General features: G+C 56.0%; 18 protein-coding genes and 2 pseudogenes. 11 read left to right on the forward strand and 9 right to left on the reverse strand.

The window, feature by feature from the left end; translation table 11 throughout:
• Positions 1-63: 63 nt before the first annotated feature.
• The 3 genes from nhaA to LDL28_RS13685 all read right to left on the reverse strand — a co-directional run bounded on the left by nhaA (position 64) and on the right by LDL28_RS13685 (position 3,026).
• Positions 64-1,245, reverse strand: a complete 1,182-nt coding sequence (gene nhaA, locus LDL28_RS13675) for a Na+/H+ antiporter NhaA (RefSeq protein ID WP_233059052.1) — start codon at positions 1,243-1,245, stop codon at positions 64-66.
• Between the two features lie 123 nt (positions 1,246-1,368).
• Complete coding sequence (locus LDL28_RS13680) at positions 1,369-1,938, reverse strand: hypothetical protein (protein ID WP_233059313.1); 570 nt, start codon at positions 1,936-1,938, stop codon at positions 1,369-1,371.
• Positions 1,938-3,026, reverse strand: a complete 1,089-nt coding sequence (locus tag LDL28_RS13685; RefSeq protein WP_233059053.1) for a DUF3500 domain-containing protein — start codon at positions 3,024-3,026, stop codon at positions 1,938-1,940. The genes LDL28_RS13680 and LDL28_RS13685 overlap by 1 nt, the downstream gene beginning before the upstream one ends.
• Positions 3,027-3,283: 257 nt before the next feature.
• Here LDL28_RS13685 and LDL28_RS13690 point away from each other — a divergent pair, with 257 nt between their 5' ends.
• A complete protein-coding gene (locus tag LDL28_RS13690) occupies positions 3,284-4,159 on the forward strand; it encodes a sulfurtransferase (protein WP_233059054.1) in 876 nt (291 codons plus the stop codon).
• Between the two features lie 110 nt (positions 4,160-4,269).
• On the opposite strand, the gene LDL28_RS13695 is transcribed toward LDL28_RS13690, so the two are convergent.
• Positions 4,270-6,222: a tetratricopeptide repeat-containing sulfotransferase family protein gene (locus tag LDL28_RS13695; RefSeq protein ID WP_233059055.1), complete on the reverse strand. Its 1,953-nt coding sequence runs from the start codon at positions 6,220-6,222 to the stop codon at positions 4,270-4,272.
• Positions 6,223-6,557: 335 nt separating this feature from the next.
• On the opposite strand from LDL28_RS13695, the gene LDL28_RS13700 reads away from it, so the two are divergent.
• Complete coding sequence (locus LDL28_RS13700) at positions 6,558-7,328, forward strand: SDR family oxidoreductase (RefSeq protein WP_233059056.1); 771 nt, start codon at positions 6,558-6,560, stop codon at positions 7,326-7,328.
• A 102-nt stretch (positions 7,329-7,430) separates the two neighbouring features.
• Here the strand turns inward: LDL28_RS13700 and LDL28_RS13705 are convergent, their stop codons facing one another.
• Entirely contained in the window at positions 7,431-8,876 is a 1,446-nt protein-coding gene (locus LDL28_RS13705) for a short-chain fatty acyl-CoA regulator family protein (RefSeq protein WP_233059057.1), read from the reverse strand.
• A 301-nt stretch (positions 8,877-9,177) separates the two neighbouring features.
• Here LDL28_RS13705 and LDL28_RS13710 point away from each other — a divergent pair, with 301 nt between their 5' ends.
• The 7 genes and pseudogenes from LDL28_RS13710 to LDL28_RS13740 form a co-directional block, all read left to right on the forward strand.
• A complete protein-coding gene (locus LDL28_RS13710) occupies positions 9,178-10,089 on the forward strand; it encodes an AMP-binding protein (protein WP_233059058.1) in 912 nt (303 codons plus the stop codon).
• Between the two features lie 296 nt (positions 10,090-10,385).
• Complete coding sequence (locus tag LDL28_RS13715) at positions 10,386-11,381, forward strand: Gfo/Idh/MocA family protein (RefSeq protein ID WP_233059059.1); 996 nt, start codon at positions 10,386-10,388, stop codon at positions 11,379-11,381.
• Positions 11,378-12,781, forward strand: a complete 1,404-nt coding sequence (locus LDL28_RS13720) for an MFS transporter (protein ID WP_233059060.1) — start codon at positions 11,378-11,380, stop codon at positions 12,779-12,781. Before LDL28_RS13715 ends, LDL28_RS13720 begins: the two co-directional genes overlap by 4 nt.
• Before the next feature lie 30 nt (positions 12,782-12,811).
• Positions 12,812-13,573 (forward strand): 2-keto-4-pentenoate hydratase, encoded by a 762-nt coding sequence (locus tag LDL28_RS13725; protein ID WP_233059061.1) that lies wholly within the window; start codon positions 12,812-12,814, stop codon positions 13,571-13,573.
• Positions 13,574-13,590: 17 nt separating this feature from the next.
• On the forward strand, positions 13,591-14,520 hold the full coding sequence (locus tag LDL28_RS13730; protein ID WP_233059062.1) for a 2-hydroxyacid dehydrogenase: 930 nt from the start codon (positions 13,591-13,593) through the stop codon (positions 14,518-14,520).
• Positions 14,521-14,698: 178 nt separating this feature from the next.
• Positions 14,699-16,189, forward strand: coding sequence for a carbohydrate porin (locus tag LDL28_RS13735; protein ID WP_233059063.1), 1,491 nt, complete (start codon positions 14,699-14,701; stop codon positions 16,187-16,189).
• Between the two features lie 25 nt (positions 16,190-16,214).
• Positions 16,215-16,382 (forward strand): annotated as a pseudogene (locus tag LDL28_RS13740) (IS5/IS1182 family transposase); the annotation flags it as partial.
• A gap of 14 nt (positions 16,383-16,396) precedes the next feature.
• Here the strand turns inward: LDL28_RS13740 and LDL28_RS13745 are convergent.
• Positions 16,397-16,492, reverse strand: a pseudogene (locus LDL28_RS13745) (IS5/IS1182 family transposase); the annotation flags it as partial.
• Positions 16,493-16,606: 114 nt separating this feature from the next.
• Complete coding sequence (locus LDL28_RS15625) at positions 16,607-16,708, reverse strand: hypothetical protein (RefSeq protein WP_370636396.1); 102 nt, start codon at positions 16,706-16,708, stop codon at positions 16,607-16,609.
• Between the two features lie 191 nt (positions 16,709-16,899).
• Here LDL28_RS15625 and LDL28_RS13750 point away from each other — a divergent pair, with 191 nt between their 5' ends.
• The gene (locus LDL28_RS13750) at positions 16,900-17,841 is read left to right on the forward strand and encodes a hypothetical protein (protein WP_233059064.1); all 942 of its coding nucleotides are present in this window, start codon (positions 16,900-16,902) and stop codon (positions 17,839-17,841) included.
• Between the two features lie 236 nt (positions 17,842-18,077).
• Positions 18,078-19,598: a CYTH and CHAD domain-containing protein gene (locus LDL28_RS13755; RefSeq protein ID WP_233059065.1), complete on the forward strand. Its 1,521-nt coding sequence runs from the start codon at positions 18,078-18,080 to the stop codon at positions 19,596-19,598.
• Between the two features lie 876 nt (positions 19,599-20,474).
• Here the strand turns inward: LDL28_RS13755 and LDL28_RS13760 are convergent.
• Positions 20,475-21,170 carry a YkgJ family cysteine cluster protein gene (locus LDL28_RS13760; RefSeq protein WP_233059066.1) on the reverse strand — a complete coding sequence of 232 codons (696 nt, stop codon included), beginning with the start codon at positions 21,168-21,170 and terminating at the stop codon, positions 20,475-20,477.
• Positions 21,171-21,465: 295 nt separating this feature from the next.
• A complete protein-coding gene (gene ligD, locus LDL28_RS13765) occupies positions 21,466-22,311 on the reverse strand; it encodes a non-homologous end-joining DNA ligase (RefSeq protein ID WP_233059067.1) in 846 nt (281 codons plus the stop codon).
• Positions 22,312-22,592 lie beyond the last annotated feature (281 nt).

Here is a 22,592-nt window from a genome sequence, read left to right on the forward strand (position 1 = left end):
CCGCGGTTGCGGCGGCTATGGCACGAAAGTCTTCGGGATCGTGGAGGAGGCAGGGAACGCCACTCACAGCCGAAAGCGCAGCCAGAGCCAGCCCGTCAGGGCTGAGAGGATGGAACCCGCGAATATTCCGATCTTTGCCGGGACCACAAGATCCGAGCCAAAAAATGCCAGATCCGCGATAAACAGGCTGATCGTGAATCCGATACCGCACAGTAGCGAAAGACCAAACAGCATTCCTGTCGATGTCGCGGCCGGAAGTGTGGTGATCTTCCATCGGGTGGCGAGCATCGTCGCGCCGAATACGCCGGCCGGTTTGCCAATGAGCAATCCCGTCATGATCCCGACGGGAACAGCCTTGAGCATCATGCCTGCATGAACGCCCATAAGTGAAATGCCCACATTCATGAAACCGAACAGCGGTAGAATTCCCCATGTGACAACGGGTGCCAACATGGAGGCTGCTTTATCCACAGGGGCGGTCTGTCTGTTGTGCATTGCAGGTGCCGTGGCAGGCAGGCAGAGTCCGGTCACAACCCCCGCAAGGGTCGGATGCAGCCCCGAAACCAGCAGGGCGGCCCATAACAGGACACAGCCGAGGGCATAGCCCCAGAGTGTTCTGACACCAGCCCTGTTCGCACCGACCAGCGCCACCGTGACGATCAGGGCGGCCACCAGCGCAGGCCAATACAGGGCCGCCCCGTAGAACAGGGCGATTACGACGATACCGAGCACATCATCAAAAATGGCAAGGGCCATCAACCAGGCCCTGGCTCCCGGAGAGACACGATGACCGAGTGCGAGAATAATCGGTAAGGTAAACGCCGCATCGGTCGCAACGGGAATGGCCCAACCGCGCGCGGCTTCCGGATGGCCGTATGTCACCAGAAGGTAAATCAGGGCAGGTACGACCATTCCGCCCACCGCGCCGATCAGAGGAAGGGCGATGCGGCGCAGGGACGAGAGATGCCCGGAGACGATCTCCTTCTTGATTTCAAGAATGACCACCAGAAAAAACAGGGTCATGAGCCCATCCGACACCCATGCGTCGATGTTTTCCGGCCCTCGGGCTCCAAGGAAGGACAACTTCACAGGCAGTGTTATCAGGGCGGTATAGCCTGCCGCCCATGGCGAATTCGCCAAGGTGAGTCCCGCAAGGGAGGTTAGCAGAAGGACGGACGCCCCCCCGGCGGGGGAACTCCAGAAACGTCGGATGCGATCAGTAAACGTAACAGGGGTATCAGGCATTCATGGTCCTTGGATAAATCAGATCGCAGCGACAGGCCGACAACCTTACGATGCCTTGAACGACCCTGAAATCCCGAACGGAAATATGCGGTCTGTTACCCGAAATAACAGCGGGGAAATGAGTTATCGAGAAGGGTTCTTTACGGGCTCTTGATTGTCGACAAGAAAGTCCAGTTGATAAAGTGACTGATCTTTTGAGCGTTTTTGCTGAAGGATATGAATGGACGGATCCTGTGGTAGCAGGCAGTTCACCAGCCAGACCGTCCGGGCATCGGCGGGCCTGTTCCGGTAAACAAGATGATAAGGCCCATTGCCAAGGCGGCCCTGTGCGTCAAACGCAATGTCGATCAGGCCAGTACCTCCTTTCATCATGTCAATGGTAGGAAAAGCTCCGGCATCGGGACGGAGGGACACGGACTTTCCGTTCAGTGAAAGCGACAGGTTGCCGGCAATCCGTTCCGCATACCCGCGCTGTTCCTCCGTTGACATGACGCCATCTCCATTGCGGTCGATCTGCCGGATCACCCGATCCGCCATGTCCACCCCCGGTGTCAGCCGGAGCCGCAACGTGATCCCGTCCCGCGCCAGACCGATCGTTGTCGCCTGCAGGTACTCATCCAGCCGGTGCGCCTGCGCCGGAAAGTAGACCGCCAGCAGTATGACAGCGACCGGCACCACCCATTTGCCGAACATCACCGCAGCGTAAACCGGCTGCCATAACTGTTCGTCGGGTCGCGATAGACTGTATGGACATGCATTGTGGCATCGCCGCCGACGCCCTGCGGCGAAAACTCGATCAGCAGATGCGGCCCCTGAATCCGGTAATAGGACGACCCGTTCCGGTCGGGGGCATGGGTCACCGGCCCGCTCCATGCAAACCACGTTTCATTCAGGTCATCACGGATTTCCTTCAGGCGCGGGGCCGCATAGGCATCATTGATGAGCCCCGCCCATTCACCGATCACGTCCATAAGCAGTTCCTTCTGGGCCATTGTCAGTGAAGAACCCTTGATGCCTTCGGGCACGATTGTCTCGCCATCATGCCCTGGGCCGGAAACCAGATCCTCTACCTTATATGACAGAATGGCCTGTTGACGCTGCATGGCATCCAGCCTGTCCAGCAGTGCAAACGCCCTGTCGTTTTCCCCCGCCAGCACCCGCACCGTCTTTTTGCCCGCCTGATACACTGCGGGCTGCGCCCCGGTCAGTGTGGGTGTCATGACGCCGTGCACGCCGTCGATCACCACGTTAAGCCCGAGATGATGCCCGCCAAACTGCACCATCCATGGCGTCTGCTCCGATGGCGCGCCAAATATTGCAATCGTATAAACCGCCCTGCCGGATGCAAAGGGTGTCCCGCTATCCGCCAGCGCCTGATCCGATCCCATGATGTCGAGAACTTTCTGATAGCCCCTGGCACTCAGAAGCACGTTCAGGAGATGCATGGCCGCCGTGCGTTGGGCCGTTGTAAGGTGTCCCATCTGCAAACCCGGACGCGGCACGTCGCTGACGGGAAAATTTGACCATACCGCAGCTCCGTAACGCTCACCGATAAACCCGCCGGGAGGCCCCATACCCGGTCCCTTCATACCCGGGGCCGCGGCCTGTGCATCCGTTACCGGCACGGAAGGTCCATCGGGCGTACTGCGGCGAAATCGCGCCAGCGTGCCATGTTTTTCCACCACAAATGGAAACTGCACAGCCGCGCGTCCCTGCGCATCGAACGTTGCAAGAAAAGCCTTCGCGGCCTCGACGCTCGCCCTTGTCTGGCTGGCTGGCATATCCTTTCCCGAAGGCGCCGGATCTGGAGCGATCTGCACAGGATTACTCCTGGCGGCAACAGGCGCGGCCAGCAGAAGCCATGCGCTGGCGATAAAAACACTCTTGTGCCGCATTCCCACCATCCTGCATCCGGGCCTTTCCGCCAACTGGTTCGCCAGTTACCTGCTGGTATCATAACGGCAACGCATGGCTGTGCCTACAGACCGGGTGAAGTGACTGATAGGATGGAGCTACCAGACAGTCGTGGAGAAACAGAATGCAGGAAGCCGTCCTTTATGCACCGCAACAGGTGCAGGAACTTATTTCCACGGGCGAAGTCGTGTTGGTTGACGTGCGTGACCGGAAGGATTTCGAGGCCGGACATCTGCCCGGCGCCGTCAACATGCCCGATATCTTTACCTATCTGGCGGAAACGACCCCCGAGGGCCTGAAGGCGCTTCAGGATAAGTTTGCCGGTCTGTTTTCCGATTACGGTCTCGATGGCCAGAAGACAGCCATTATCTACGAAGATGCCCTGCACACGCGCTATGGCGGATCATGCCGTGGCTACTGGATACTGCGTTATCTGGGGTATCCAAAGGTTGGAATTCTCGATGGCGGACTGAATGCATGGAAGCAGGCTGGCGGCCCCCTGACCACGCAGGCAGCCAATCCGGCCCGGACAACCTTTCCCGTCAGTATTCGTGCCGGGCTGATGGCCACATATGAAGACGTGCTTCAGGCGTTGGAAGACCGGAACACCAGGCTTCTTGATAACCGGGATCAGGTTGAATGGCTGGCTGAAAGTTCATCTCCCTACGGTGTGGATTTTGCCCCACGCAAGGGGCGCATTCCGGGGGCCGTATGGATTGAGTGGTATGATTTCATGAAAGTCACCGATGGGCAGGCTTCCTTCCGTTCCAAAGATGAGATACTTGCCCTGGCGGCTTCCCGTGGCCTTTCGCCTGATGATGACATTATCATCTACTGCTTCAAGGGCGCACGGGCCGCCAATACTTATGTTGCCCTGTCGGAAGCTGGTTTTGGCAGGCTGCGCATATATATGGGCTCGTGGAACGAGTGGTCCCGGAAACCGGAACTGCCTATTGAAGGAGGCACGCCCAAGGCCGCAGCCCCGTTACTGAGGAAGTAAGGAAGAAAGACGGAGGGGCGGAGGGATATATTCCCTTCGCCGTGCTTCAGGCAGAAGCCTGCCAAGGGCATGTCGTGCAAACTATATGGACGTTTCTGGTGGAGCTTTTTTCAAAACGCTTCGTGTCCCAATCCTTCAAGAAGCGGGCGTAGTGTTTCGCCGTCAGGACGCCACCGCCCCACGGAACTCCGATAAATGGGGCTTCGGACCTGCGCCAGGCTTGATGTCCTGACCGGACGTCTGGATTTGTGGAAGTTCAGGCAGGCATCATCCCATTGCAGGCCGCAATATGAAATAATTCGCCGGGCGCTGGCTTCGAGATTATCGACAGTATCCTCATAACGGACCTCCAGCATTGCCCCTTCAGGCAGGACATGACGCCAATGAGCCATGAGTTCCTGATAGTGACGATAGCGACGGCCAAGTTCACCCAGATCAAAGGTAAAGTCCAGATCGTTGAACGAAATGGAAAAACACGACAGGCAGGTATCAATCGGGTCACGAAACGTATGGATGATCCGGGCATTAGGCCATAACTGACGAATGAGGCCAATATAAAGATAGTTTCCCAATGTCTTGTTGGTAATACGCTGCGGCGCGCCAGCGCCATCCCATCCGACAACCAGCCTGTCCAGACGGTCAAGATAATCCTCAGCCACGGAATGCCGCTGGGCTTCCGTCAGATGCGCCAGGGGCGCTACAGTTTTCCATGCAGGAAATCTTGCAGCCGCGTCCTTGAACGTATCGAGTAACGTGCTGACTTCGCCCGCTGCATAAACTTCAGGATGACTGCTCAATATCTGCTCGACCAATGTGGAACCTGATCGGGGCATGCCAACAATGAAGATGGGACGGGAAGAGGGGTTCCCGCCGGGGGCCAGTCTGCTTATTTCTTCGGCCGAAAACAATTCACGTGTTTTTCGCATGCCGGAAAATACTCTGTTTTCATCATAGACAATATGACGGCGGCGGATCGCATTGCCCTTCAATATATGTTCGAAAGACAAATGATGCTCGGAAATATCGGATAACGCCTTGCCCAGAGAAAAATGAATATCCGCCATCTCATGGTCAGATAGGGAGATGGTCTTGTTTTGTACAAGTTCCCGCAGCGTTCCCAGAATGGGATCGTCCGCATCAAGCTTCGTAAGGCGGGTAAGGCACTGGTAATACCGTGTGCGATCCGGCGCCAGGGCAATGGCCCGGCGAAAACATTTTACCGCTTCGTCTATTTCTCCCATTTCCTGCAAAATCAGGGCGAGACCAGCGCTGGCGGATGCCTCCCCCGGTTGCAAGGCGCAGGCCCGCCGGAAACGATCGAGCGCTTCCGGATGCCGCCTGTTTTTATGGAAGATTTTCCCCAATTTCATATTGACCATGTAGCTATCGGGGTGATGCTTCAGAATGGCGCGATAGCAGTCTATCGCCTCATCATCACGTCCAAGTTCGGTCAGGACATTGCCAAGATTTATGGCGGTTTCCAGATGGTCCGGCGCATATGTCAGCCCTGTCCGGAACTGGTTGGCGGCTTCCTCGTGCCTGTCCAGGGCCAGAAGCGTCTTGCCAAGATCATTGAGCGTTACGATATCATATTCATTATCCGCCAGCATTTCGCGATACTGGCTGACCCTGTTTTCAAGACCATCTATTTCCAGAATAGTCCGATATTGCGCGATGGCGCCTGCCTGATCACCGCATTTTGCAAGTACGTTTCCCAGGTTGACCAGGGCGGCGCGATAATGCGGGTATAGGACCGTCGCCTGACGGAAGGCGGCGATGGCTTCCCCCATCCGGCCGGTTTTTTGAAATGCCGTCCCGAGAATATTGAAGACTTCCGCATTTTCAGGTGTATGCATCAGGATACGCCGCAGCAGGGGGATGGCTTTATCGAACTTTCCCTGCTGGGCATAAATCTTGCCCAGGAAATGTATTGCGTCAGGATCGTCGGGGTTTTGATCCAGGATAAGCTCATAATGTTTCATGAGATTATGAATCTGGCCGTTATTCGCACCAATATCCGTATAATCCAAACTGTTGGATAAGTTCTGCTCTGGCATTTTCATATCAACATTTCAAAAAATCATATTTCACTGATGAAACTGAACCTGCGAACATTGTCATTGTTCTGCGGAAACGGATTGCGGATCGATACAAAGGTGACATCTAACATATTGAATTATATATCGGGTCATTAATTCAAAAAGTAAATTACGATCAATTATCGTTTACTATTGTAACATGAGTTGAGGTGATCGCCACTTTCGGTGCCGTGGGGAATGTAGCTGACTGACTGCTTTCACGGGTTCGCGTCATTGATACGCGCACGCGCAGACGTGTGAGGCCACCGGGCGTTATCCTTGCTACGGTTGAATTCATCATAACCAAGACGGAAGTCATCATGCTCAACAATACCCTTTTTTCACTTGCCGGCAGGCGGGCGCTAGTCACCGGGGCCTCCCGGGGCATCGGGCTGACCCTGGCGCGTGGCCTGGGCCAGTATGGGGCAAAAATTGTGTTGAACGGCCGTAATCCCGAACCGCTGGAAGCGGCCCGCGCCATGCTGGAGCATGAGGGGCTGGATGTCGTGACCGCCCCATTCGACGTGACCGATCAGGACGCCGTAATCGCGGGGGTTGAAAAAATAGAGCATGAACATGGCCCGATTGATATCCTGATCAATAACGCGGGCATCCAGCGCCGCGCGCCGCTGGAACAGTTCAGCCGGGCGGACTGGGACGTGCTCATTGCCACCAACCTCAATGCGGTCTTCTTTGTCGGTCAGGCTGTGGCGCGGCATATGCTGCCGCGTGGGCGGGGCAAGATCGTCAATATCTGTTCAGTGCAGAGCGAACTGGCGCGCCCCGGCATCGCGCCCTATACCGCGACCAAGGGAGCGGTCAAAAACCTGACCAAAGGCATGGCGACGGACTGGGCGCGTCATGGCCTTCAGATCAACGGTCTTGCGCCGGGTTATTTCAAAACAGAAATGAACCAGAAGCTGGTGGCCGATACGGCCTTCACCCAATGGCTGTGCCAGCGCACACCTGCCGGTCGGTGGGGAGATGTAGAGGAACTTGTCGGCGCGGCGGTTTTCCTGTCCTCGGATGCATCCAGTTTTGTAAATGGGCACATCCTTATGGTGGATGGTGGAATGACCGCGTCTGTATGACCGGAAACCGGAGGGCTTTACTTTTCTCCGGTAGTGTCCGCCCGACTGTCAGATGCTGTTTTACATAGTCTCCTGTCAGTGGAGAAAAGGGGCTGGTGCGAATTACAGTGCCGTACGATAGGGCGCGATACCGCGCCCCTCGTTATCGATATCGACACGGTGGCCGACCATGGGCAAGGCCCGATGATGACAGTTTTCGCGCATACAGGCCCGACAGCCCGGCCCGATCGGGATGATCATCCGGGGGTCATTCAGGTCAAGGCCCGCGGAATAGACAAGCTGTTCCGCATCAGCGATCGAACAGCCCAGAACCACGGCGGTCAGGCGGGGGCGATCAAGATAGGATATGCTGTTCCGCCCGACTGTCCGGGCTATATTGAGGTAAACGGCGCCATCCGTTGTCTGTGATAGCTGTACCTGCACCTGCAGGGGCGTACTGAAGGCACGGAAAATATTCCATAGCGGGCATGGCCCACCAAAACGGGACTGGGTGAAACGGTTCGCGCTGAAGCTTTTGAGGATATTGCCCGCTATGTCCGTTTTGAGAAAATAGAACGGAATGCCTTCGCTTCCCGGGCGCTGCATGGTGCTTAACCTGTGGCATGCCTGCTCGAAACTGACCCCGAAATGGCGCTGCAACAGTTCCAGGTCATGGCGTACCTCGCGTGCCGTCATACGGAAACGCTCATAGGGCAGCAGCAGCGCCCCGGCAAAATAATTGGTCAGATAGACGCGCGCGAGCCCCCGGGCCTCGCTTTCGCGCAGCCGGGAGCGGCGGATCGTGCGTGCAAACACACCTTGATGTTCAATCTGCCCCAACGCCTGCGCCATCCAGAACGTGCTGCTTTCCGATGGTATGATCCGCGACAGGAACAGGGTGCGATGCCGACGGTCCATCCGCCACATCAGGCCCCGCTCGCTCAGGCCGAGATCGATCTCGGTGCGGATGCCATGGTGGTCGAGAAGATAGCGGGCAAGCTGTTCTCCCGGGCTTCCTTCATCCAGTCGCATCGTGTCGAACTGCCGTTCGGCCGAGCGGTCGATCTCATCAAAATAATTGCGCTGCGCCTGCACCCAGTCATTAACCGCTTCGTAGGGTTCCACCCGGTCCGGCGTATCAAGTGACAGGGCATGCGATGACGCATCCGCACCGGTCAGCGACGCGGCGCTATGTTCCTGGCGCAGGAGATAGGCGCGGTACAACCTGACAAACTGCGCGCACAGTTCCGGCGCCACGCGCATGGCGGACTGAATGCTGTCCAGCCTTACCGCTTCCATGTCGAATACCGGATCGGCCAGTATTTCGCGCAATGCCTGTATGCCGCGGGTTTCTTCGGTATCGCTGAAATAATCCACCCCTACCGAAAAAATGTCGCACAGTTCGTTAAGCAGGGAGAGGGGAAGCGGCCTGACATCGTGTTCGATCTGGTTCAGGTAGCTTGCGGATATACCCAGTTGCAGGGCCAGGGCGCTCTGCGTCATGCCGATACGGTTCCGTTGATGACGGATACGCGATCCGGTGAAGGTCTTGGTGGCGGGATGTCTCATCTTCGCAATCTTTGCAATTCGCGGCGCGGCATTCGCCTCTTTAAACGGCAAAACATCTTCCGCACGCAATCGGTATTTGTCACAGTCCGGATCAACAAAAACAAAAAGAGTCGCATAGATGAAAGACCATGACGGGGCAGGCCCCAATATAAACCGGCGCTGTTTCAGGAAACCGGCAGGGCGGATAATGGCGCCCGGCCCTGTGCCTCTCGTGGTGTAAGGCGGAAGCCGCCTCTCCTTTAATTTACCGTTGCGCCGGGGGTGGGATTCACCACGCGGCTGAACGATAGGAAACCGGACCATGACCAGCAGCATTCATGATGACGTTGGCCTTCTGTCGGCCTTGCGTGGGCGGGAGATGACAGGTTATGCGGCAACACGCCCTATCCAGCCGGAGCATGGGCGGCGGGTGCTGAACATCTCCGCCGTATGTGTGGACCGCCATCTGGGTGAGGGCGCGGACCGGGCCGTCGTGCTCCGGCATGGAGCTGGCACGCAACCGGATGGGCAGGTGTCCTGTCGGGAACTCCATGAACGGGTGTGCCGCCTTGCAAATGCGTTGAGGGACCAGGGGGTGCAACATGGTGACAGGGTTGCGATCCACCTGCCCCTGATGGTGGAAAGTCTCGTTGCGGTTCTTGCCTGTATCCGCATTGGCGCGGTGTATGTCGTGCTGGCCGGGGGGCTGGACGCGCAGGGCGTGGCGGCGCGGCTGGGGGATTGCGGAGCGGTCGCCGTCCTGACGGGCGACGGAACACGGCATGACACCAGTCATGTACCGCTAAAGGCCACGCTGGATAAGGCATTGGACATGATGGGCGCCCGCAGCCGGGTCAGGCTGGTGCTGGTGGCTACGATCAGCGGCGCGGAGGTGCCGATGAAAGCCGGTCGCGACCATCGCTACGATGCCGTCGTGGACTGGTACGAGCCCGATTGCCCGCCCGAGGCGATGTATGAAGATGACCCCCTGTTCGTGTTCCACCCCCTCCATCGCCATGGCGCAGGCACGGCCGCAACCTGCACGGTCGGGGAATACAGACGCCTGACATCGTACGCGATGGAGATGCTGTATCCGCACGATGATGCTGATGTTTCCCTGGGCCTTATCATCCAGGCATGGAATAGGGGCCAGACCTCCCCGCTTCTTGGCCTGCTGGCAAGGGGGGGAACCCTCACGATTGCTGAAGGCGGCCCCGTGCACGGGCGGGCCTGACATAATCATCACGGTCGTGGGAGCGGATTGATGGAACCTGCGGACCACGGCCGTAGAGTATAGGTATGTAATCCACTTTCACGATATTGTTCCCACCCCAAGAAAACCTGCCAAACAGGGTGACGTTAGGAATCCATGGTCGGCATGACCGGGATCTTCTTCAATAAATAATAAATAAAAATTCACCATCCGGTTTCCGTTTTTAAAATTTATATCAAGGACATGCGCGCCGGTGGCGGGCGTGTCAGTTAGGGAGGAGGGCCGAAAGTGCCCCTGACTGTTCAATGAATCGTTCTATGGGTTGGGCTCTGATTGGTGCAAGTAATGTAGCCAGGCAGTGGATTGTTGATGCCATTCGCGCGCAGGCTGATAGCAGTATCGTCACCGTTCTCAGTTCAAGCGAGGAACGCGGCGCCAAGTTTGCGGCTGAAACCGGCATTCCCGCCCATACGACGGATATCGACACCATTCTGGCCGATGACAGGGTAGATGCCGTCTATATCAGCACGGCCAATGAGTTCCATTGTAACCAGACCCTGGCGGCGGCAAGGGCGGGGAAAAACGTTCTCTGTGAAAAGCCGGTCGCCCTTACCATACCCAATGCCCGGGAAATGATCGCGACCTGCCATACGGCGGGCGTGATACTGGGCGTCAACCACCACCTGCGCTGCAATGCCATGCACCAGAAACTACGCCAGCTTCTGGCGGAGGGAGTGATTGGCAGCCTTAACGCCGTACGGGTATTTCACGCCAATTTCCTGCCCCGGCTCCTGCAGGGCTGGCGGATCAACGATACCCAGGGTGGTGGCCTGATACTCGACAGCACGATCCATGACATTGATACGCTGCGTTTCCTGATGGGCTGCAACCCGACGCACGTCATGGCCATGACCCAGAGCGGTCGACTGGCCCATGACGGAGTGGAGGACGGCATCATGGTCGTCATGCGTTTTCCCGGTGATGTCCTGGTACAGATCCATGGCTCCTATACCGTTCCGTTTTCCGAAGGGGGCGTGGAATTTTACGGGAGCGAGGGCGTTCTTGTCGGTCGGGACTGCATGAGCCAGCGCGCCGCGGGCCGGCTGTTCATGCGCAATGCCGAAGGTGAGAAGGAAATCCCGGTTCACCACCACAATCTCTATCACTACGCACTTGCCGCCTTCAGCAATGCGGTGCGTGGCGCGGGACAGCCCGCGGCCACCGGGGAAGATGGTCTTGCCGCCCTGACCATAGCTCTGGCCATTCGTGACGCGGCGCGTACCGGCCGTCAGATCAAAGTGGAAATTCCATGACACAGACAGTCTTCGGGGTCATCGGTGCAGATGGCCGCACAATGGGTGGCACGGGTACTGCGCGGATCACCCTGAGCGTGAGTGAACTGCGGCGCGCGGCATGGACATGCTCGTTGGGAAGTGCGCTGGAATATTATGATTTCGCGCTCTACAGTCTGGCCTCGGCGCTGGTTTTCGGGCCCCTTTTCTTTCCGTCGGCCACCGAGGTGACCAGCCTTATCGCCAGCTTCGCGACCTATTTTGTCGGGTTTGCCGTACGCCCCGTTGGCGGGATCATTTTTGGCACGCTGGGGGACCGCATCGGCCGCAAGAAGGTCCTGTTGATTACGGTGACCCTCATGGGGCTTGCCAGCACGGGTATCGGGCTGATCCCCACATACCAGACGATAGGGATATGGGCGCCTGTCCTGCTGGTTGCGGCACGGATGCTGCAGGGGCTTGGCGCGGGGGCGGAACAGGCCGGGGCCGCCGTGATGATGACGGAATACGCCCCCCTGGGCCAGCGCGGGTTTTATGCCTCGCTGCCGTTTCTCGGTATCCAGATCGGCACCATTATCGCGGCCATGGTCTATTGCAGCCTGCTGTTCGGGGTAACGGACATTACGCATTCATGGGTCTGGCGCGTGCCGTTTCTGGTCAGTGCCGTGATCCTGGTCGTTGCGCTCTATATGCGCTTCAAACTCAAGGAATCCCCCACCTTCGAGAATATCCAGCGCAAGGAGGAGGAAGAGGAGCGCGAATCCCTGCGCACGGTAATCAGCCATTCATGGCGCACGATCCTGGCCGGGATTGGCGTGAGAATGGCTGAAAACGGCGGCTCATCCATCTATCAGGTGCTGGCGATCAGCTATATCGTCAATACGATGGGCCTGCCGGGGCTGTGGGGTACGATAGCCCTGATCACGGCTGCTATAGTGGGGGGCTTTACCGTACCGATTGCCGGGCGGCTGAGTGACCGGTTCGGGCGGATAAAGGTGTATCGCACCTTTGCCATCCTTCAGGGGGTCACGGCGCTGCCGGTGTGGTACGTTTTCAGCATGGGGCGTCCGTTGCCTGCCATTCTCTCGTTGTCCGTGGCACTTGGCGTGACGACGTGGGGCATGTTCGGAACGCAGGCCGCGATGCTGCCGGAAATGTTTGGCGCGCGCCATCGTTACATGGCCGTATCACTGGCACGCGAAATATCCGCCGTCATCGCCGGTGGCGTGACACCGCTGGTGGGCTCATGCATCATAAGATGGGTCGCGCTCTTTCATCCCGCCATGGCCCATCCCGGCCAGATGGCCTGGCTCCCCATATCGGCCTATGTTGCACTCCTTGCCGTTACAACCGTTGGAACGACCCTTTTCATTCCGGAATGTTGTAACCGCGATCTCCTCGATCCACATGATATTCTTTAGTTTTCTTGTTTTTTAATGGAAAATACAGACATGCCAGTTAGCACCTTGACTGATATTGCGGATCTGCTGCTCTCGGTCAGAAATGGAACCGCCTTGCCGCCAGACCATGTGCCCGACAGCCAGATTCCGCCGTCCATTGATGCGGCCTACACCATACAGGATGAGGTGGGGCGCCATCTGGGCCCGATAGGGGGGTGGAAAGTCGGGTCGGAAACCCCGCAATCAGAGCCTTTCTGCGCCCCGATCCATACATCCACCATTTTTGACGATGGCGCGACCATACCACATGACCTGTGCCGTTATCTGGGGGTGGAGGCGGAAATCGCCTATCGGTTCGTCCACGACCTGCCACCGCGCGCGCACGAATGGACACGGGACGAGGTGCTTGATGCGGTCGGGACGATCCATCCGGTGATCGAGATTCTGGATACGCGCTATGCAAAACCGGGGTCACAGCATAAATTTCTCCATACCGCCGACCAGCAGAGCCATGGCGCCCTGATCGTGGGGCCGGGCGTAGCGGAATGGCGCAAATTCACGCCGGTTCATGAACGGGTCATTCTTTCCATCAATAACCAGACCATGGCCGAGCATACGGGTGGCAATTCCGCCGGTGATCCGCTGCGCCTGCTGGTGTGGCTGGCCAACCATGCGTCGCGACGGAAAATCGGCATCACGGCGGGGAGCATTGTTACCACCGGCTCCACCACCGGAACCATTTTTGTTGATCACGGGGCCGATGTGACAGCCACTTTCCCCGCTATTGGCGCCGTACGCGCCCATCTTGCCTGAAGAGGACACATTGAATCATGAAACCTGAAATCCTGCTGATCGAACCGATGATGCCTGAAATCGAGAAACAGCTCGATGCCGCCTATACCGTTCATCGCTTTACCTCGGTTGAACAGTTGAAGGACTGCGCGGGCAGGATACGCGGTATTGCAACCGGCGGGGCCACCGGCGTGTCCCCGGCCGTTATGAAAAGCCTGCCCGCGCTTGAAATAATCGCCATCAATGGCATTGGCACGGACGCCGTTGATCTGAATGAGGCCAGGCGGCGCAATATCCACGTCACCACCACGCCGGGCGTCCTGACTGATGATGTCGCGGATATGGCGATCGGGCTTATCCTGTCGCTTTTGCGTGGCCTGCCCGCGGGTGACCGGTATGTGCGTGAAGGCACATGGGGGCATGCCCCGGCACCGGGGCTTGGGCGCAAGGTCACGGGCAAGAAGCTGGGTATTGTCGGTATGGGGCATGTCGGGCGTGCCATTGCATCGCGTGCCCGGGCTTTTGCAATGCCCGTATCCTACACCGACCTGCGGAACCTGGAACTGGAGGGCTATGCTTTTGTTCCGGATCTGAAAACGCTGGCGCAAAACAGTGAGATTCTGGTCATCGCGGCATCCGGGGGGGCGGGTTCGCGTCATCTGGTCAACCGGGAGGTACTGGATGGTCTGGGACCGGATGGTTTTTTGATCAATGTGGCCCGTGGTTCGGTTGTGGATGAACAGGCCCTTGTCCAGGCCCTTAGCGATGGGACGCTGGGCGGGGCGGGGCTGGATGTGTTTGAGCATGAACCCGACGTGCCCCCGGCGCTCCGTAATTCACCCCGTACGGTACTGCAGCCCCATCGGGCAAGCGCAACCGTGGAAACGCGTCTGGCGATGGGAAATCTGGTGGTACGCAATCTTGCCGCCCATTTTGCCACGCAGCCATTGCTGACGGCTGTCGTCTGACCGGATATATTGACGACTGGATACGCTCCTTACGGGGCGTATCCACCCCGGTTACGCAAGGCTGAAGAATACGAGCAGCCCCCGCTCTGCTTTGGTCTGTATGAATACATAAATAATAATTCCATAATGGAAGATTTATTTATAATAAATAACACAAAAATAAATCGGATCAGGATGAATGCGTGCATTCTTTGTGATGATTACGGCATTCTATCGTAAAAAACAGGTTTCCGAAGCAGCCACCCGGATAGTTGCCGTCGCAGGGATGATGCTGTGTAGCCAGGCAACAGCACAGACCTTTCAGGACAATTCAAACAGTGACGCCAGACTGCGCGTGGCCACGCCGCTTATGGCGCATCCGACAAACGCGCCTGTCGTTCCGGCGTTTTCCCGGCCGGAGGCGATATTCGCGGATCCATTTGGCATGACATCGTGGCTGCGTTCGCGTGGCGTTGCGCTAACCATGGACAATACCAATGAATACACGGACGCCATTTCCAGACCAACCTCCGGCCATCCGAATTACAAGCAGGGATCAAGTAATGCCGGGCAGGTCAATACCGCCCTGCATATCAACTGGGAAAAGATCATCGGCCTGAAGGGTTTCGCCACCCATACGCTCTTTACCAGCCGATATGGCACGACCGCCAACCGCATGATGGGGGACTGGCTGGCCCATTCATCGGAAATATATGGCGGCGGCGGTAATGTTGTCGTGCATCTGGTCACGGCCTATGGAGAGGAAAACCTGCTTGGTGGCCGTATAAGTATCGCTGGGGGACGGTTGACCGAAATGAGTGAATTCAGCGCCAGTTCGCTTTTCTGCAACTTCCAGAACAACAGTTTCTGTGGGCGCCCCAAGGCCGCGATCGACAACCAGTATATCACGTCCTATCCGGCAGGGGAGTGGGGGTTCCGTGTCCGTGGCCGCCCGTCTCGCTATACTTACCTACAGGCGGGCGTTTATTTTGCCGAGCGCGGCATTTACGCGAACAATCAGCATCGGACCGGGTTCCATTTCAATTCATCCAATATTGTGGGACAGATCGCACCTGTTGAGTTTGGCTGGGAACCTGTGCTTGGTCGCGCACATAAACTGCCGGGACATTACAAGATCGGCGCCCAGTTGATTTCCGCCCCCAATCCCGACAATTACTATGATGTAAATGGTCAGGCTTATGCCGTGTCGGGGCTGACGGCGCGCAACCACCAGCAGACCTGGGGCACATGGTTTGAAATTGACCAGAAAATCCTCCATCATTCCTATTCCAATGCTGAAGGCGGCCTGACGGTCATGGGCGGGGTGCTGTACAATGACCCGCATACGTCACTACGTAATTATGAGACTTACGCAGCGTTTGTTGATCGTGGTTTCATCAGGAGCAGACCCTATGATTCCTTTGGCGCGGTCATGACCTATGTCCAGATTTCTCCTGGCGTTTCAAATACTGATATCCTTGACCTCAGTCTGGTCCCGGCCAGAGCGGAGCCGAACCATGCAACAGGTGTTCAGGGTCATGCAACCATATTTGAAACGAACTATCAGGTTCATGTCATGCGTGGGGTGGTATTTGCTCCCGATTTCCAGATCTATTTTCATCCCAATGCGCAAAGAAACCTGAAAAACGTCGAATTCATCGGCTTCAAGTCACAGATTCAGATCCTGTAATCGCTCCCTGGAGGATGACGCCCGCATGCTGCTGCGTCGATGGGGCATCGAGCGATCTTTCGCATGGACCGCTCGCTGCCGCAGGCTCGTCAAGGATTACGAGTGTTACGCTTCAACACTTGCAAGTTTCCATGTCATCGCGTTCGCAGGCTTCATGCTCAGAAACGCCGCTATACTCGCGCAAGGTACATAACACCCGCACGGTAGCAGAGCGCACCATTTCGCACCATTTTGGTGTCGCCAAAACATGACGGAAATGGTCCGTTGCAAGGTCTTCGGGGGCTTGCTCTTTGGACGGACCAGGCGGTATCAGGAAAGACAGACTGCATTACGAGCAGTACAAAAACCTATGCAGTCCGTCCTGTCATTCAGGGCCTGATACAGTGTAGCACGCAACATTCCGGGAATATTGCGTGATCAATTTAGCCTCTCTTCGGACAACAGGGTTTCAATACCTTTTTCTATGGCACAGGCCAGAATCATGGCGTCATAGGTTTGTAGCCCATAGCGTTCGATGATCGCCCAGCCTCATGCAGGAGGATTCCTCTTAACACTTTAGACCCCACGCGCGCTGCCCACCGGGCATTCATCACGATCTTTTCCCCATGCTGAATAAAAAACAGGAGATTAACTTTCTCCTTACCGTTTCAATGTTCTTTGATTAATCCATTAAGTCTGTCTTTCTGCCAGCGTGGAAACCGGAGTGAATTGTGACAACCGTAACGACAACCAACCTCTCATGGTCAGCTTCATGGTTTCAGGGGCTGGTCTCATCTGATACCGATGGTGGCCAGACTCCCCTCCAGCATGGCAGCATGGTTGTTAGCGATACGTCCGAAAGTACAGGTGTTGCTGATGGTTCGGGCCCGGACGCGGTTTCCCTGTCCAGCGAGGCGACAAGTTACCTGAACACGCAAAATACGCAGATAGGCGGCTCCACCGGCACGATACAGAAGATTTACGATGCCCTTGCGCAGGTCATCACCAGTTCTTCCACATCCGATGCACAGAAGTGGGCCGCATACGTTACCAGCGATGAAATGCGCTCTGAAATCGAAGCCCATGGCGGCGACGCGGCAAACGGTATTGAAACGGCTTTTGATCAGGAAACCGAAAATACGCCGTTCATGCAGACAATCAATGCCGGGCTACAGGACATAAGCAAACGAAACCTGACATATGACGATAACCAGCCGGTTTCGATCCCGCTGGAAAGATCCCTTCTCTACCTGCAGCAGACCGAGGAACGGGCGAATGAGAAGGAAATGTGGGGATCGTCCTCCCTCTCCATCAACATACAGGAAAATACGGTCAAGACGGATTCAGGAACACAGACCAGCTTCACGCTCTCATCCAGTTTTTCGGGGCAGGAAAATATCCTGCCGACCGATTCACTGCCAACACTGAGCACCTCCATCCCGACAGTGGCCTCTTCCCAGCCCTATAACTTTACCCCGGAAGGGAACACGACAAGCATTGTCGGCCATTTTGACAATATGGATGGCATGAATGCGGCACTCGACAAGGAAATTGTCGATGAACTTTTTGCGTCGCCCTCCAGCCCAGCCTCATCTGCCAGCGGCACGAACCCCACTGGTCAGGACAGCCTGAATAGATCCATTTCAGGTAAACAGGATACGGAAAAACAATAAAACGACCCAGGCCACATAACATATTAAGGCTGTCATGACGAAAGCTGCCTTTTTGAAAAAGGCAGCCCTGAGCTGATTGGTAACATTATGCCTGCTCATGAACATTCATCGCTGTATCCCACTTTTATCAAAAATTTTCTGGCATGGTGCCGCCCAACGTTGGGACGGGCGTTTCATCCCAAGGGAATTATCCAAACCATGGGGAGCGATCTGTCGGCGGATCGTCATGAAAAGCAATGTCTGGAAAGGATGCCACACCCCCGCTGGAAATTGAGCTGAAGCTACTCTTTCCGCCGGACGCCCGCCCCCTGCTTGCCCAGCATCTTGCATCCATGAGCATGGGGCAGGGTAGGCAAGAGCATCTGATCACGACCTATTATGATAGTCATGACCTTGCGCTGGGCAACGCCGGCCTGTCGCTGCGTGTCAGGCATGTGGGCCAACAGCGCATCCAGACCCTGAAAGCCACCACGAAAGGAAATGGATTGGCGTCGCATCGCGCGGAATGGGAACGGGTTGTGAAATCGGACCAGCCTGACCTGAATGTGCTTTCGGGCACGCCTGCCGGGCCGCTGCTGGCGGCGTTGAATGGAAAACTTATGCCTGTCTGGGGCTCGGATGTGCATCGTACTACATATACCTTCCAGCACGACGGCGCGACGGTAGAGGCCGCCATTGATGAAGGCTGCATCAGGGCAGGTGAGGCACAGGATATGGTGCGGGAACTTGAACTGGAACTGAAGGAGGGACCGGTAACGGCGCTTTATAGTCTGGCACTGAGATTACAGGCCGCGGTTCCGCTGCGACTTGGCATGCTTACGAAAACCGAGCGGGGCTATCATCTTCTGACGGGCATGCCAGCTTCCTCCCGGCAGATCGATATACCCCGACTGACCAAAAAAACGACACTGGCTGAAGGCTTCGGCATGCTGGTCCGGGCTGGCGTGAACACCCTGATCCATAATCAGCCCGCAGCCGAAGCCGGTGATCCGGAGGGCATACACCAGATGCGCGTGGCCATCCGTCAACTGCGCACCATGCTCCAGATGCTGAAGGACCATGCCGCCCGTCCCACGCTCGACCTGTTTCAGTCGGAGTTGCAGCGTATCGGGCATAAACTGGGGGAAGCGCGTGACTGGGATGTCTTATGTCTGGAAACATTACCCGCCGCCTTCGCGACGCAGGGTGATGGCGACCTGATCGGGTTGTTCAATGATAGTGCAACCGAAAAAAGAATGAATGCACATCAGCAGCTTTGCCAGGAACTGGAAACACCGGCGCTGACAGAATTAATGCTTTCGCTTATGCTCTGGGTTGAGGATCGTTCCTTTCCGGGAGACGGGACGCAGCGGGCCGCTTCTCTCTCCCACGTCGCACCGGTTGTGCTCAACCGTCTTGCGCGCAAGGTCAGACGACGGGGGCGGCATATCCACCAGCTCAGTTCGGATGAGCGGCATGCCCTGCGCAAGTCGCTCAAGAAACTTCGGTATGGAGCGCAGTATTTTGCCGGTCTTCATGCTTCCCGGTCGGTTAAAACCTATATGAAACGTAGCAAGAAGTTGCTGCGGCATCTGGGGGAGATCAATGACGCGACTGTCGCCGATACACTGGTCAGCACGTTAGGTAAGACACATCCGGGTCTGGCAGTAGTGGCGGGTACGTTTGCAGACTGGAACGATAAACGTCGCCGCAAGGCGCTTCACGCTCTTCCCGCCGCATGGAAGAAATTCCGTAATGCCGAGCCTTTCTGGCACTGATACGAAACGGCTTGATTCATAATTCAGCTTTGGCGCAATGGTAATAGCCGCATGATTGAGCGTATGATCTTCCAGTCGCACCGTGATTGTTGAGAAATCCGCGTGATCATGACCCGGGACACGGATATGGAAGTTGCCGGAACCGATCGTGTGGTTATGGCCTGTTGCGACGTGGCGCAAAGTCCATCATATAATATTATTTGAAATCTATCGCGATCATTTCAATGTCAGGATTTTTTACTTTCCATCAACCGTTACCCGACTACCCCATGGCGGACGGGATCCGTTTTGGGGAAAACCGGGTTTCCCATCGACAATGGTCTGACTACCTGGCCCATATGGCTGAGAAGGGTAGGGGCTGGAATATCGACTGTCCATATCTTCCTGACCATAGGGAACATAAGGGTTATACATGTAAGGAAATGGCATTCCGTAACCATTGGACATGATCGGGGGAGCGCCCAGACCATACATGCCAGTGGGAGGGGGCGGTCCGCCGGGTATGGCGGAGGGTTGTTCCTGATCGTCGTCCATAGGGAAAGGTTGCGCGTGGGCAGTCAGGGGCAACAGGGCAATACAGGTAGTAACTGCCAATAAGATGCGACTCATCGTGCGTCTCCTGTTGTGATGTCTCCGGCTTTCAAATCCGGGGGCTGATATTACGCAATGCCCCTGGTCGCCTACCTGAATTGCATGGCCATGTCTGGCTCATACAAACCAACAGTGAATATTGTAACATCGGTTTCGGGTGTATGAAAGGCATGAAACAGTTTACGCTGCAAATCCATATCTACCCAAAAGCGCCGCATAAGGGAGAACATATTAATTACTTCAAGAAACTAACAATATGTTCTTTGTTTAAATCAGGATACATTATTATTGATCCCCTGTATCCGGGCCTGCAAAGAGCCCACGTTTGCCAGACTGCCATAAATCAAGTGTCTCAGGCGATTCCAGAAGTACACGTGCAGCATCATGCAAAAAGATGGGACCGGGATCCAGGCCAAGTTCCTGTTCAATACTTTCAATGCGTTTTTCCAGAACAAACAGGAAGATCATGTACTGATGCGCGGCATGGGCTCCATCGCCTTGATAGCCCATATTTTTTTCAGAATAGTCCCCCTGTTTACATAACTCTACATCAAAGCTGTAATATCCCCTGCATACCATGGGGCGACTGTGATAGATCGAACACTTTCCATCAAACAGGAATGGACAGAAAAGGGTCTGGGAAACGAGCCTGTCCTGAAGGGCGTCGAACTGGTTCTTATCAAAAGTCCGGCGTGCCTCCGCCAGTCCAAGAGCGGCAAAAACCGGATTGGTCTGGATAAGGTTGCGGCAGCATGTATCACATCCGCTATGACAGGCCAGTGGCTGGACTGGACATATTCTGTGTAATTCCTGACCGACTTCATCGCACAGGGCGAGCATTTTTTTCGCAAGATCGATAATGTCTGACTCGCCTGTGGCGGTGGAAAGGCCATTTCTGAACAGGCTGTCCGCCTGCACCATTTTTTCTCGCATGTAATCAAGGGGGGAGCGGCGTTGGGGCGATGTTTCTGTATTCTGCATGTATATGTTCTATTTTCTTCTATTTTTCATAATATTGGTAGGATACATGCTGAACGCGCAGCACCACGAGAACCATGAGAGGTCGCACTTACACGAAATAAGACGCCAAACCGATAAAAAATACTATATCCCAAACAGATGGAAACGTAAATGTCGGGTTGCTGAAGCGGCTTATGGCGAGCGGACAACGTGCATGACTGGTTCGGCAATAAGGGAGTAAATTTGCAAATCAGCCGTATTAGAATGAATACTTTATGCTGTCTTATATCTCTTGCACGGTTTCTTTTGCCCGCACTCAGGATACATCCTGCACGATATCCCCATAGTCGGCCCAGGGGTCAGGCTGCGTCGCTACCCGCCCCGGCACGCTACGTAGTGTCCAGATATCCGGGTCAAGCGTGGGATTCACTTCTTTCCATGCAAGCGGTGTTGCAACCGTGGCGCCGGGTCGGGCGCGAGGGGAATATGACGCAATCGCGGTGGCTCCAGGGCCATTACGCAGCCAGTCGATAAAGATATGGGCATGACGAGCTTGCTTGCGTGGCGTTGCGACGAAAAGTGCCGGGTGTGCTTGCACAAGCGCGATGCTGGTTTCATGCGCGAAATCCCGCACACGCGCCCATCCCGCCTTGCGGGAGAGGGGTACGACGACATGCAGACCATGGCCACCCGTCGTACGACAGAATGAGGTGAGACCAGCATGCGCCAGATGATCGCGCACGATATGTGCTGCTTCGACAACACTCACGAAAGGCAGGTCTTCACCGGGGTCAAGATCGAATACCAGCCGATCTGGATGTTCCGGATCCTGCTCTGTTGCCTGCCAGCCGTGTAATTCCAGGGCTGCGATCTGCGTCATGGCCAGCAGGCCACGGGCATCGTCAATCACGAGATAGGGCTGGCCAAGCAGGGTGCCCGAGCGGATCGCTGCCGGAAGCACTGAACGGGCGTGTTTCTGAAAAAAGCGTGGGCCTTCCACCCCATCGGGGCAGCGCAGGATCGCCAGTGGACGGGCAGCAAGGCCCGGCAAGGCAACCGATGCCATCGCGCGCCAGTAGGCGGCAAGATCACCTTTCGTCACGCCCGGCCAGAAGAGCTTGTCCGGGTGGGTCAGGACCGGTTCCGCGCGCGACAGGGCCATGGCCGCCTCCTCTCTCATCTCCTGTGACATAACGCCATGTGTCTGAAAAAGTATCGGATATCGGCATACATATCTGCACCTGCATTTGTGCATGCCCTCAGGAGTTCTTTGAAATAACTTGTTAATAAGTAACAAAAGTTTTTGGGTGCCGCCTGTTTTCAAAAAAGGCGGTATTTTCTGAACCCCAATACCGCCTTTATTGCAACAAAGCCAAACAGGCACCTCGTTGCCTGTTTATTTCGGAGAATGATTATTCATGGTGGCAGAACGTGTCACGCAAT

This window comes from Komagataeibacter sp. FNDCR2, from assembly GCF_021295395.1.
Lineage (GTDB): Bacteria > Pseudomonadota > Alphaproteobacteria > Acetobacterales > Acetobacteraceae > Komagataeibacter.